This is a genomic window from Brevibacterium sp. CCUG 69071 (assembly GCF_021023135.1).
GTDB lineage: Bacteria > Actinomycetota > Actinomycetes > Actinomycetales > Brevibacteriaceae > Brevibacterium.
In genome coordinates this window covers 434,280-447,773 of record NZ_PGFV01000003.1, presented here as the reverse complement: position 1 = coordinate 447,773, position 13,494 = coordinate 434,280, and the positions used below count along the sequence as shown (strand labels likewise).

The window sequence follows — 13,494 nt, the reverse complement described above, 5'->3', positions numbered from 1 at the left end:
GGCGTCAGTCATCGCCTCCGAGCTCACCTTCTTTATTGTCGTTCGAACCGTTTGATGATCCACCGCCAGAACTGTCGTTGGAATTGCCTTCGCTATCTTTCGGCTTCTTCGGTGGATCAGCGGGAACCGAAGGCGCAGGCTTCTCCTTGCCATCATCAGAACCCTTGTCCGAGTCCTTCGAGGAGCCGTTGTCCTCACGGCCGTCCTCATCCTTGGAGTCCTTGCCGTCGTCCTTGGAGTCGGAGTCCTTCTTCTTGTCCTCGTCGTCCTTGGGCTCCTCGACCGGCGCCTTGGTCTTCCCGGATCCGCTTCCACCGTCGCTGCCGCTGTTGCTTCCGCTGGGCGCGCGTGTCTTCGGCGGAGCCGCCGGAGCGTTCGTGTTCTCCGGCTTCGGCTTGTCAGGCAGGGTTCCGCGCTCGGGGAACTGTTCGACCTTCTCGCCCTCGAGCGCACCCTTCATATAGGTGGTCCAGACCTGGATCGGGAAGGAACCGCCCGTGACCTCGCTGCGACCGCCGTAGGCGCCGATGGACACAGACTTCCCGTCGACCTCACGGTAGAGGACCACCGAGGTCGCGAGATTCGGAGTGTACCCGGTGAACCAGGCTGCCTTGTTGCTGCTTGTCGTACCGGTCTTACCGGCTGCGGGACGACCGAGGTTCGCGGCGTAGCTGCCCGAGCCCCCGTTGACGACCTGCTGCAGAGCGTAGGACGTCTCCGCGGCCACGGCCTTATCGAAGACGCGCTTGCCCTTGGTCTCAGCCTTGTACACTTCCTTGTCCTCGGCGCCCTGCGTCACGTTCTTGATCGCATGAGTCTCGTGGTGAACGCCGTTGGAGGCGAAGGTTGCATAGGCGTTGGCCATGTCGATGGGCTTGACGCTCGGCGTTCCGAGCACGTTCGCCGCGTTCGGGGTGAGTTCGATCGTGCACTGGCCGGTGTCGCCCGAGGACATCTGCTCATCGGTGCAGTTGCCGCTCAGTCCGGCTCGCTGTGCGACATCGACGGTCTTGTCGGGTCCTACCTGCACGTTGAGTGCGGCATAGGCCGTATTGATCGAGTTCTGCGTGGCCTTGAGCAGGCTTACGGGTCCATAGCTTGAGTTACCGAAGTTCTGCACCGGCCACGGCGTTCCGTCGTTGTTCAATGTCGTCGGATTGCCCGGGTAGGTATCGGTCAGTCGCACGCCGTTCTCCAGCCCGGCCACGAGGGCGAAGGGCTTGAATGTCGAGCCTGCCTGAACATGGCTCTGGGTCGAGGCGTTGAAGGCCTGATCGAGATAGTTCTTGCCGCCGTAGAAGGCTTCGATGCCGCCGTTGTCCGGGTCGATCGAGACGAGACCGGCCTGCATCCCCTTCGGCTGATTCGACGGCAGGGTCTGGATGGCCTTCTCGGCCTGCTTCATCCGATCCTTGTCGAAGGTCGTGACGATGTTGTACCCACCGCGATCGAGCTGAGCTTCGTCGATGTCAAGCTTCGCCATGGCCTCACGGCGCACGAAGTCCCACATGTAGCCCTTCTGACCCGAGAGCGAAGACTCCTTGTTGGCCTTCTTCACGTCGGGCATCTCGACCTTCGCGGCCTGCTCCTCGGTGATGAAGCCCTCGTCGACCATGGACTGGACGACATAGTCGAAGCGACCCTGGTAGGCCTCGGGATTCTCAGAGGGATCGGCGACACCGGGTCGTTGGATCATCGCGGCCAGCAGTGCCGACTCGCTGACGTTGAGATCCTTGGCGGGCTTGTCGAAGTAGTTCTGAGCCGCGACCTCAATGCCGTAGGAACGACGACCCAGGTAGATCGTGTTGAGGTAGTTCGCGAGGATCTCGTCCTTGCTCTGCTGCTGATCGATCTTCAGCGAGATGAACATCTCCTTGATCTTGCGATCGAAGGAGTGCTCATTCGTCAGGTAGAAGTTCTTCACATACTGCTGAGTGATTGTCGAACCGCCACCGGCGTACTTGTTCGTCGCCACGCCGACGACGGCACGCGAGAGGCCCTTCATCGAAATGCCGCGGTTCTCGTAGAACGAGGTGTCCTCGGCTGCGATGGCAGCCTTCTGCATCGGCTCCGAGATCTCGTCGATCTGGACGGACTTGCGATCCTCGACCTTGTACTGGCCGATGGGCGTCTTGCCGTCGTTGTAGTAGATGGTCGATGTCTGACCGGTCGCCTCGAGGTTGGGCTCAGGGACATCCGTGGTCGCATAGCCGATGGAGAACAGCACGCACAGAGCAATGATGAGGCTGAGTCCGCCGACGACGAGTACGCGGATGCTGGGCAGAAAACGAGTCCATCCGCTCACACCCGCACGCGGGTAGTTGAGAAGATTCTTTGTTTTCTTGCCTTTGGTTCTGGCTTGATTTTGTCCCTTAGCCACCCAAGGTCCTCCAGGTCAGTCAGCCTGCCGCATTGCGTGGCGACGAGGTTCGATAAGGTCAGAGATGCATTTCAGTGTCGCACGCGATCTTTAGTAGATCGTGAAAAACCGCTGAATCGACACCTGCGGCACCCCCTGTAGTTACTCGGCGGTATGGCCGGTAACATGCCGCAACCCTGCTCACCAGGAATTTTAGCCCCTCGGCGAGGAATCAACTACCCCGAGTGCGGCATTGCTCACATTCAATGACTTGCCCTTCCCTTACCTCCCGCGAAAACGCCGGTCAGTCGTTGCCGCAGACGGTCAGTCGACGCCCAGAAACCGGTACCCACCCGGACAGCAATGCGGAGCTCGAAAAAGTCGTCGCTGGTGACGACTTTTTCGAGCTCCGCGTTGATTGAGCCGAATCGACCGGCGGTGGGGCCCGCGAGCGCCGGGCTCGACAGCCTCCCGGGTTCAGCCCTTGAGGTCGAAGTCCGTGTCGGCGTACTCCTTGCCCGCGACGGCCGGTTCTCCGCTGAACGGGTGGAGCTGGTCCTCACGGGCTCGGAGCTCGACGCGGCGGATCTTGCCGGAGATGGTCTTCGGCAGGTCCGAGAACTCGAGGCGGCGGATCCGCTTGTACGGTGCCAGATGCTCGCGGCAGTAGGCGAGGATCTCGCGCGCCGTGTCCGCATTCGCCTCGTACCGTTCGGAGACGACCACATAGGCCTTCGGCACCGCGAGGCGCACCGGGTCCGGCGAGGGGACGACTGCCGCCTCGGCGACCGCGTCGTGTTCGATGAGCACGCTCTCGAGCTCGAACGGGGAGAGCCGGTAGTCGCTGGCCTTGAACACGTCATCGGCGCGTCCGACGTAGGTGATGAAGCCGTTCTCATCGCGTTCGGCCACGTCACCGGTGTGGTAGACGCCCCCTTCGAAGGCCTCGGCGGTCTTCTCGTCGTTGCTCCAGTAGCCGCTCGTCAGTCCCAGGGGCCTGGGATCGAGGCGGAGGCAGATCTCTCCCTCATTGCCCTCTTCCCCGGTGGCCGGGTCGATAAGGACGACGTCGTATCCGGGCAGGACCTTGCCCATCGAGCCGTATTTGAGCTCCTGATCGGGGGAATTGCCGACCTGCAGGGTCGTCTCGGTCTGCCCATACCCGTCGCGGATGAGCACGCCCCAGTCGTTCTTCACCCGGTCGATGACCTCAGGGTTGAGGGGCTCACCGGCGCCGAGCGCAATCGCCGGCGGGTTCTTCAGGTGACCGAGATCCGCCTGGATGAGCATCCGCCACACGGTCGGCGGGGCGCAGAAGCTCGTCACGCCGACCCGGTCCATGGTCTCCATCAGCGCATTCGCGTCGAACCGCGTGTAGTTGTAGAGGAACACGCAGGACTCGGCGATCCACGGGGTGAAGATGTTCGACCACGCGTGCTTCGCCCAGCCCGGAGAGGCGACGTTGAGATGGATGTCTCCGGGCTGCAGGCCCATCCAGTACATCGTCGAGAGATGCCCGACGGGGTAGGAGACATGCGAATGGGCGACCATCTTCGCCTTCGACGTCGTGCCCGAGGTGAAGTAGAGGAGCAGGAGATCGTCGGCGCGGGACCTGCCCTGCGGATCGAAGTCGGTAGATTCCTCATCGGCTTCGGAGTAGGCGCAGTCCTGCTGTCTGGAAGCCTCACCACCGACGATGATGCGGACCACCTCGGCGTCGACATCATCGAACTTCGCGGCATCCGCAACGCCCGCGACGACGAATTCGGCCTGGCCGCGTTCCACACGGTCGCTCAGATCGATCGGCCCGAGCTGAGTCGTCGTCGGCAGCAGCACCGCACCGAGCTTGATGCCGGCGAGCATCGTCTCCCAGAGTTCAACCTGGTTGCCGAGCATCACCATCACGTGATCACCGCGTTTGACTCCGGCTCGGCGCAGGAAGTTCGCGACCTGATTCGAACGGGCCGAGAGCTCGGCGTAGCTCCACTTGCCCTCGGAGCCGTCCTGCTCGACGATCCACAGAGCCGGACTGTCATTGTTCTCCGCCACCCGGTCGAACCAGTCGAGGCCGAAGTTGAAGTGTTCGAAGCGGGGCCATTCGAAACGCTCACGCGCGGCCTCATAGTCGCTGCGAAGCTCGATCAGCGTGTCCCTGGCCGCCCGGAAATCGTCGGTCACCGTCATTGTGATCTCCTCACGTTCTCGTCGACGACACCGCATGTGACGCCGAGCACAGATTCATCTGAAACCGAAGCTATCAGCACCGCGTGAGCTTGCAACAGTCGGGGGTGAGAATTCAGACCTCGTTCGCCGCGGGAGTGTCTCAGTCCACAGTCCCCGCGAGATCGACTTAGTCCACAGTCCCCGCGGACCCGCCTTCTGCCGGCGCCCCTGACTCCGCGGGACCGTTCTCGGCCCACCAGGCCCGCAGCTCCGCCTCGGCGCGTTCCGGGCCCAGAGGTCCGTGCTCCATCCGCAGCTCGAGCAGGTGCTTGTACGCCTTGCCCACCAAGGGCGAGGGCGCGATGTCGAGGATCGCCATGATCTGCCGCCCGTCGAGGTCGGGGCGGATCGCCGCCAGCTCCTCCTGCTCGGCCAGGGCCTCGATCCGTGCCTCGAGATCGTCGTAGGCGAAGGCCAGCCGATCGGCCTTCTTCCTGTTCCGCGTGGTCACATCCGCGCGGGTGAGGATGTGCAGGCGGGAGAGCAGCGGCCCGGCGTCGGTGACGTAGCGGCGCACGGCCGAGTCGGTCCACCCGGCATCGCCGTAGCCGTAGAAGCGCAGGTGAAGCTCGACGAGGCGGCCGACCGCCTTCGTCGTGTCCTTGTCGAAGCGCAGCGCCTTCATCCGCTTCGCCGTCATCTTCGCCCCCACAGCATCGTGGTGATAGAAGGTCACGGCACCGCCCGGCTGGAACCTGCGGGTCGCCGGTTTGCCGATGTCATGCATGAGGGCGGCGAAGCGGACGGTGAAGTCGGGCACGCTCAGGTGCTGCGGGTCCTTCGGATCGAGTCCGGCCTCCCCCTGCCGCGCGGCATAGCGCTCCTCGAGTTCGACGGCCTGGCGCAGGACCGTCAGCGAATGCTGATAGACGTCCTTGTGCCGGTGGTGTTCGTCGGTCTCGAGCCGCAGTCCCGCAACTTCGGGGAGGACATGGTCGGCGACATCAGTGCGCACCAGCAGGTCGATGCCCGCGGCCGGGTCGATTCCGGTCATCAGCTTGACGAGTTCGACCTGCACACGCTCGGCGGAGATGATCGAGATCCGCTCGGCCATGTTCCGCATCGCCTCCTCCACCTCGGCGGCGGGGGCGAGTCCGAGCTGGGCGGTGAAGCGGGCGGCCCGCATCATCCGCAGGGGATCGTCGGAGAAGGAGTCGGCGGCGGCCCCGGGCGTCCGGATCACTCCGGCGATGAGGTCGTCGAATCCGTGATGCGGGTCGACGAAGGTCTTCGAGGGCAGGCGGATCGCCATCGCCCCGATCGTGAAGTCGCGGCGCACGAGGTCCGCGTCGAGATCGCTGCCGAAGCGCACCTCGGGCTTCCGAGAGTAGGATTCGTAGGCCTCGGCGCGGTAGGTCGTGATCTCGATCTGCACGCCGGACTTCATCGCCCCGATCGTGCCGAATTCGCGGCCGATATCCCAGTGCGTATCGACCCAGCCGGAGATCAGGCTCAGGATGTCATCGGGACGGGCATCCGTGGTGAAGTCGAGGTCGGGCATCGGTCGGCCGAGCAGCGCATCACGGACGGAGCCGCCGACGAGCGCGAGCTCGAACCCGGCCTCGGAGAAGCGCTGCCCGAGCGGGCCGAGGATGTGCTCGAGCTCATCGAGCTTGTCATGCAGTCGGGCGTGCGCGGTCTGCGGATCCACCGAGCTCCTTCTTCTCGCGTTCTTCTCACAATTCATCGACCCCGAAAATGAGGCCAGGGACCGGGGTGTGACCAGCCTACCGGGAGGCCGTGACACGAAACTTCCAAGAATCGCCTACTAAGGTAGGAGAATGACCACACCGATGCCCAAACCGGGACCCAGAGCGTCCCGTCGCACCACGGTGGAGGAGATCTCCGCCGGGGGCATCGTCGTCGACTTCTCACGCCCGGAGCTGAGCGTGGCCGTCATCGCCCGAATCAACCGGGCGGGCCGGATCGAATGGTGCCTTCCCAAGGGTCATCTCGAGGGAACGGAGACCCCCGCCGAGGCGGCCCGCCGTGAGGTGGAGGAGGAGACCGGGATCCTCGGCCAGATCATCTGCCCGCTGGGCACCGTCGACTACTGGTTCACCGTGACCGGGATCCGGATCCACAAACTCGTCCACCATTTCCTGCTGCGTGCCCGCTCGGGGACTCTGACCGTGGATAATGATCCTGACCAGGAAGCGATCGATGCCGCATGGGTTCCCTTCAATGACCTGCGTTCGAGGCTCTCGTTCGCCAATGAACGTCGAATCGTCGCCGCCGCCCGTCCGATGGTGTCCCGATTGGAGCAGTGAAACCCATTAGCCGTATGCGTTTCCTGACCGCCCTGCTGAGCTCGATCCTGTTGCTGGCAGGGTCGGTTTTCGCATTTCCGCTCCTCGGCGCGGCTCCCGCAGCGGCGAGCGCAGCCGCTCAGGCCGACACCGACGGCACGAACTCAGGCACAGGCACGGCGGATTCGACGGGCGGTGCCGACGGTGCCGATGGCTCCGGCGATTCCTCGGGAGTCTCCATCACCCTCGACGAGGTGACTCCGTGGGTCGATGAGGACGGCACTCTCAAGGTTCGGGGGCTGATCGTCAACTCCACGGACCAGGCGATCACCGATCCCAACCTCGGTCTGGCCATGTCCACCCGCAATCTCGATGCGGAGTACCGGATCGAAGCATGGAAGACCGATCAGTCCCAGCATCGGATGATCGCCGATCTCGGCGAGAACGGCCCCGAGGCCCGGAAGGCGGCAGCGAAGGCGGCGAAGGACTCCGACGATGATGACAAGGACCCGGTCACCTCGGTGGATGCGACCTTCGATGACTCCATCGCCCCCGGCGCCTCCTACGAATTCACGATCTCCGTGCCCGCCGATCAGCTCGGCCTGCCGAAATCCTCGCCGGTCTCGTCCTGGGGCCCGCGCGGACTGGCCGTGCAACTCGCCGACGCCAATGGCCTGCTCGCAACGGGAGTCGGCTTCTCCACCTGGTACCCGAGCCCGAAGTTCGACAAGACCAAGGTCAGCATGCTTGCGCCGGTGACCCTGCCCGGCCACACCGCCGACGGGATCATCACCCCCGACGATCTCGACGAGGCGATCGGGGAAGGCGGGTCGCTGAGCACGATCAAGGATCTCCTCGACCACAAGGAGCTGGGTCTCGCGCTCGACCCGCGGGTCATCGCCTCCTTCGAAGCCGCCGTGGCTGAACCGCCGCCCGAAGACGAGGCGGAGCAGCCGCCCAGCGAACAGCCCTCCCCGGAGGGAACGGATGAGGCCGCGACACCACCGCCGGGACCGGAGGCGAACGCCGACGGCAGCGATGAGGGTGAGGAGAGCGCCGAGGAGAAGAAGGCCAGGGAAGACCAGCGCAAACGCCTCGACGACTGGTATCAGGACTTCCTCGAAGAGGCGCGCAAACACACGGTCATCGCTCTGCCCTACGGCGATCCCGACCTCGTCGGACTCAACGAGGGTGGGCTGGACAAGCTCGACGACTTCGCTCAGGACCAGCGAGAGATCGTCAAGGACGTCCTGCCGGAGGCGAAGACGGACATCGCCTGGCCGCTCGCCGGCACCTCCGACAGGAACTCCCTGCACGAGCTGCAGAAATCGGGCAACGCGGCGGCGATCATCGATGACCTCCAACAGCCCTCGATCACCGGAATCCGTGACGATGCGCATTCGCAGACACCGACCACCGAAGACGGCGAGACGACGATCGAGACCTTCGTCTCCGATTCTGCACTGACCCAGCAGAGCGCCGAGGTGATCGATTCCAAGCATCCCGCCGCCGGGGTCTCGGAGCTCGTCGCGACAACGGCCGCGATCCAATCCGAAGCCCCCTACCGGACGCGCCACCTGCTGCTTCCGCTGCCGCGGACGGCCGCCTCGGCGAACTGGGCCGAGACGATCGACGCTCTCTCCTCCACACCGTGGGTCGACCCGACCGGGGTCGACGAGCTGCTCGGCACCGATGCCGAACCCCGCGGCCTCCTGCAGACCGCCGACGATGCCGAGGGCATCGGTGCCGGTGCCCTGCAGTCGCTGGCCCGGACCCGCGCCACGCAGGCCCGCTTCAACAGCGTCTTCACCGACCCGGAGGGTGCCGATACGCGGATGGATCGCGAGCTGCTCAGCTGCACCTCGGTGGCCTGGACCTTGGGCGGCAGCGCCAATCGCTGTGCCTCCAAGGCCCAGACCGGAAGTCAGCAGGCGATGGACAGCCTCTACCTCGAGAAGGGATCCTCGGTCCTCCTCGTCACCGGCGAGAAGACGACGATCCCGGTCACGATCGTCAACGACTCCACCGCCGAGGCGAAGCTGCAGATCCGGATGAAACCGCAGACCCCGCAGCTGCGCGCCCAGACCACCGAGACCGTTGCGGTCCCACCTGCGGAGACGATGCGTGTGGACGTGCCCGTGGAGGGCTTGGCGAACGCCGATGTGCCGACGCGGATCGAAATGGTCACCGGCGACGGGACCGTCCTGCCGAAGGACGAATCGCTGCTGGTCAGGGTTCGCGCCGACTGGGAGAACATCGGCACCGCCGTGGTCGGACTGGCATTGGCCGCAGTATTCATGATCGGCTTGGTCAAGACGATCAGGCGCGGTCGCCCGAAGATCCCCAAAGAGCAGCTCGCCGATGCGATGGCACGCGCGAAGAACGACGAACCGGAAAAGAGGTAGAGCTTGTCCAGCTTCTCATCCCTGGCCAGATCCTCGGCGATCATGACCGCCGGGACTCTGACCTCGAGGATCCTCGGCCTGGTCAAGGCCTCGATGCTGGCGACCGCGATCGGCGTCACCGCCGTCCAGGCCGACGCCTTCGACGTCGCGAACAAGGTGCCCAACACCCTGTACATGCTGCTGGCCGGCGGTGTGGTCAACGCCGTGCTCGTCCCGCAGCTCGTGCGCGCCTCGAAGCGCAAGGACGGGGGCGAGGACTATACGAACCGGCTGCTCACCCTGTCCTTCCTCATCCTGGCCGGGGTGAGCGTCATCGCCACTCTCGCCGCCCCGCTGCTCGTCTGGCTCTACTCCTCGGGCTGGAGTCCCGAGCAGATGGCTCTGGCCACGGCCTTCGCCTACTGGTGTCTGCCGCAGCTGTTCTTCTACGGCCTCTACACACTGCTCGGCCAGGTGCTCAATGCGAAGTCCTCGTTCGGTCCTTACATGTGGGCACCCGTGCTCAACAACGTCGTGGCGATCATCGGCCTCGCCGCCTTCATCCTCGTCTTCGGCGTCAACGAGGCGTCCCCGCACACCTTGGCGACGTGGTCTCCGGACAAGATCGCGCTCATCGCCGGCACTGCCACACTCGGTGTGGCCGCCCAGGCACTCATCCTGATCTGGCCGCTCAAGCGCATCGGCTTCAAGTACAAGCCGACCTTCGGCTTCCGTGGGGTCGGGCTGGGTACGGCCGGCAAGGTCGCGTTCTGGACCTTCGCGGCCATGCTCATCGGTCAGCTCGGCTTCCTCGTCATCTCGCGTGTCGCCTCGGGGGCTTCGATTCCCGGCGACGGCAATGCCTCGAATGCGGCCTACACCAACGCCTACCTTGTGTTCATGCTTCCGCATTCGCTCATCGCGGTCTCACTGGCCACGGCGCTGTTCACCTCGCTGAGCAGGGATGCAGCGAATCAGGACACCGAGGCGGTCGTGCAGGACTTCTCGATGGGGGTGCGGATGGTCGGCTTGGTCAATGCCTTCGCCACCGCCGCGCTCATCGTCCTCGCCTCTCCGGTGGCCATGGTCATCGCCGGAGCAGGGCGCGAGCAGGCCATGGCGATCGGACTCGTCATCGTCACCATGGTCTTCGGGCTCGTGCCATTCAGCGCAAACTATCTGGCCCAGCGGGTGTTCTACGCCTATGAGGACGCGAAGACCCCGTTCCTCATCCAGCTGCCGCAGATCGTCTTCCAGTCCCTCGCGGTGCTCTCTGCCTCGATCTTCCCGAAGTCGGTGACGGTGGCGATCATCGGCCTGGTGATGAGCCTCGGGTATCTGTTCGCGATGATCCTCTCGTTCTCGATCCTGTCGAAACGCCTCGGCTCGATCGACCTGCGGACGATCCTGACCTCTCATCTCAAGTTCCTCATCGCCGCGATCGTCGCAGCGGGAGCCGGCTTCGGGCTGCTCTACTTCTTCCCCGACTTCTCGCTCGCCGGGCGTTGGCAGGCGTTCCTGAGCTCCGCACTCGTCGGCATCGTGATGCTCCTATTCTTCATCGGGGCTTGTTATTTGCTCAAAGTCAGAGAGTTGCATTCGATTATTGGCGTCGTTGCTGGAAAACTAAGGAAAGCAGCCTGAGCCCTGAATCCCCGCGGAGGTGGTCACCCTGATCGATATCGAACCCGGCATGGTCGTCGCCGGTCGTTACGTCGTATCAACGGTCGATCGCCGATGGCTCCTCGATAATCCCGGGGTCGGTGCCGTCTGCACGGGCCTCGATGCGATCCTCGACGAGCCCGTGCTCATCCACGTCGCCGATGCCGATGGATCCACCGATGTCCTCGAGGCCGCCCGCCGCGTATCGATCCTCGGCGATCAGCGCATCGCACCGACACTCGACGTCGGCCATTCGAACGGACTCGACTACATCGTGTCCAAGCGCATCGCTGCGACCCCCTTGGGCCAGATCCTTCCCAAGTCCCCGCTGCCCGTCGATGCCGCCTGCGCGCTCATCGGCGAGATCGGGTCGGTGCTCGTCACCGCCGCCCGGCGAGGCCTGTTCCACATGTTCCTCCATCCCGGAGTCATCGGCCTGACCTCGAAGGGCGGGGTGCTCGTCTCCGGCATCGGGATCGACGCCGCTCTCGGCCTGGGCACCGAGGTGATCGGCCCCGAGGACTACACACCGACGAAGGCCTCACGCCAGGATGCCCTCGACCTGATCCGGCTCTTCTATGCGGCTCTGACGGGCTACTGGCCCGCCGATGAGCCGCTCGATGGGATTCCGGCCGCCGAGCGGGAGAACTCACGCATCGCCCGAGCGAAGTCGCTCAATCCCGAGATCTCCGATGAACTCGATGACTTCGTCAGCGGAATCATCACCGGCTCCGATCCCGGCCCCGGTTCCGTTGCCGAGATCCTCGGCTACATCGACGAGTGGGATGCCGGCCTGCTGCGGTACGTCAATCGAGCTCCGGTGGCGGAGAACGACACTCTGTTCGAGCAGTCGCCGCGCAGCTTCGATGAGGCCACCAGCCTGCCCGCCCCACGGTCGAAGACGATCGGCGGCACCACCGCCAGTGAGGACCAGGTCCAGGCTGCGCTGGTGCGGATCGGCATCACCCGCCCCGGCACCCGCGGCCTGGCCGCCGGGGTCTCGGGCAACACCACCGGACGCTATGCGGATCGCATGCAGATGCGTGAGGCCTCGAGCTTCCCCATCGCCAAGGAGCAGCTCGACAACGCCGCCCAGGATTGGGATGAGTGGGAGCCCGAACAGACCTACTCCCAGTATTCGACCTATGCCGAGCGCGAATACGACGAGAATGTCACGACTCCGATCATGAATCGCGACGATGTGGAGTCCGACCCGACCACGCAGGCCATCGACATCGTCGCCGAGGATGACGAGGACGACAACGACACCCGAGTCATCATGGATGACGAAGATGACGGCTCCTGGTTCCTCGGCGGAATGTTCGAAACCAATGAACAGCAGCGCGAGCATCAACTGCGGGAGTACGAACGCGAGCGTCGCATCGCACGGGCGAAGGAAGAGGAGGCTCGCCGCCGTCTCGCCGCCCTCGAGGAGAGCTCGGCCGCCAGGCAGGAAGAGGCGAACGCCGCCGCTCCGCCCAAACAGATGCGCCGACTCTCACCCGACTCCGTCGCGGGCGAAGTCGCAGACTCGAATGCCGGCACCGGTTCGAGTGCCGGCACCGGTTCGAGTATCGGCACCGGTCAGACGTCGAACTCCCACCAGCCGAAGAATCGCACAGCGGCAGGCGTGCCGCGTCAGCAGCAGAGCGAACGCCCACGCGCTGAGAGGGACGCAACCTCGAACCGGGCCGCCGGCGATCAGCGCTCCGCAAGCGCCGGCAGAGGCGTTGCAGCCGCTGGTGCGGGTGCCGCGGCAGCAGCCGCCGGAACCGCAGGAGCCGCAGCAGGCGCCTCGAGGTCAGGAGCCAGCGGCCATGCCGGTTCCGGAGCAGCTGCCGCCACAGCGTCCGCCCCGAGCACCGCATCCGCTGCAGGAAGCGGATCAGGCGGGTCTTCGAACGGCGACTCGGACCGCGACCCCGCAGCTACGCGAAAGCCGTTCCTCTGGCTGGTGCTCGGACTCGTCGTGCTCGCAGCCATCGTCATCGGCATCGTCGCCATCAACCTCAACTCTGACGGCGGCGACTCGGGTCCGGTCGCCGAGACCTCAGAGCCGACCGAATCCGGCGACGACGCAGGCCAGGAAAAGGAAGAGCCGAAGGCGACCCCTCCGAAGATCGCGTCCGTCGAGGCACTCGACCCCGAAGGGGACGACGAGGAACACGATGACGAAGCAGAACTCGTCATTCCGGACACCAAGGGCGGATGGAACACCGACCGGTACAACTCGGCGGAGTTCGGCAATCTCAAGTCCGGAGTCGGACTCCTCTTCGAACTCGAGGACGAGACGACCGTGAAGGAGGTCAAGGTCAGTTCGGAGAGCTCGGGCGGAAAGTTCGAAATCCTCTCAGGCGATGACCCGCAGGACGCGAAGAAGGTCGGAGAAGGGTCGTTCGACTCCGACGGCGGCGCGACCGTGAAGCTCGATGACGACGTCGAGACCGACAAGCTCATCCTCTGGATCACGGAACTGCCCAGTGCCTCCGGCGGATACAAGGCGACCATCAACACCGTCGAATTCAAATAGCGGCGAGTTCAACGAGCGTCGATCGGCGTGAGGCAGCGCCGGCCTCTCGCTAACGGAGCGGGCATGCCGCTTGCTGTGCGCCCCATT

Annotated in this window: 7 protein-coding genes; 4 read left to right on the top strand and 3 right to left on the bottom strand. The window is 64.6% G+C overall.

All coding sequences use genetic code 11. From position 1 onward, the window contains the following. Positions 1-4: 4 nt before the first annotated feature. From CV023_RS11215 to CV023_RS11205, 3 genes are all read right to left on the bottom strand, one after another. Complete coding sequence (locus CV023_RS11215) at positions 5-2,305, bottom strand: transglycosylase domain-containing protein (protein WP_230745732.1); 2,301 nt, start codon at positions 2,303-2,305, stop codon at positions 5-7. 531 nt (positions 2,306-2,836) lie between these two features. Continuing rightward, complete coding sequence (locus CV023_RS11210) at positions 2,837-4,543, bottom strand: AMP-binding protein (RefSeq protein ID WP_230745731.1); 1,707 nt, start codon at positions 4,541-4,543, stop codon at positions 2,837-2,839. A gap of 166 nt (positions 4,544-4,709) precedes the next feature. After that, positions 4,710-6,233, bottom strand: coding sequence for a CCA tRNA nucleotidyltransferase (locus CV023_RS11205; protein WP_230745730.1), 1,524 nt, complete (start codon positions 6,231-6,233; stop codon positions 4,710-4,712). Between the two features lie 130 nt (positions 6,234-6,363). On the opposite strand from CV023_RS11205, the gene CV023_RS11200 reads away from it, so the two are divergent. Genes CV023_RS11200 through CV023_RS11185 form a run of 4 tightly spaced genes read left to right on the top strand, consistent with a single transcriptional unit; the run spans position 6,364 to position 13,407 of the window. After that, entirely contained in the window at positions 6,364-6,852 is a 489-nt protein-coding gene (locus tag CV023_RS11200) for an NUDIX domain-containing protein (RefSeq protein WP_230745729.1), read from the top strand. Between the two features lie 14 nt (positions 6,853-6,866). Next, positions 6,867-9,236, top strand: a complete 2,370-nt coding sequence (locus CV023_RS11195) for a DUF6049 family protein (RefSeq protein ID WP_230745728.1) — start codon at positions 6,867-6,869, stop codon at positions 9,234-9,236. Positions 9,237-9,239: 3 nt separating this feature from the next. Continuing rightward, entirely contained in the window at positions 9,240-10,859 is a 1,620-nt protein-coding gene (gene murJ, locus CV023_RS11190) for a murein biosynthesis integral membrane protein MurJ (protein ID WP_230745727.1), read from the top strand. A gap of 19 nt (positions 10,860-10,878) precedes the next feature. Beyond that, positions 10,879-13,407, top strand: a complete 2,529-nt coding sequence (locus CV023_RS11185; protein ID WP_230745726.1) for a virulence factor MviN — start codon at positions 10,879-10,881, stop codon at positions 13,405-13,407. Positions 13,408-13,494: the final 87 nt, after the last annotated feature.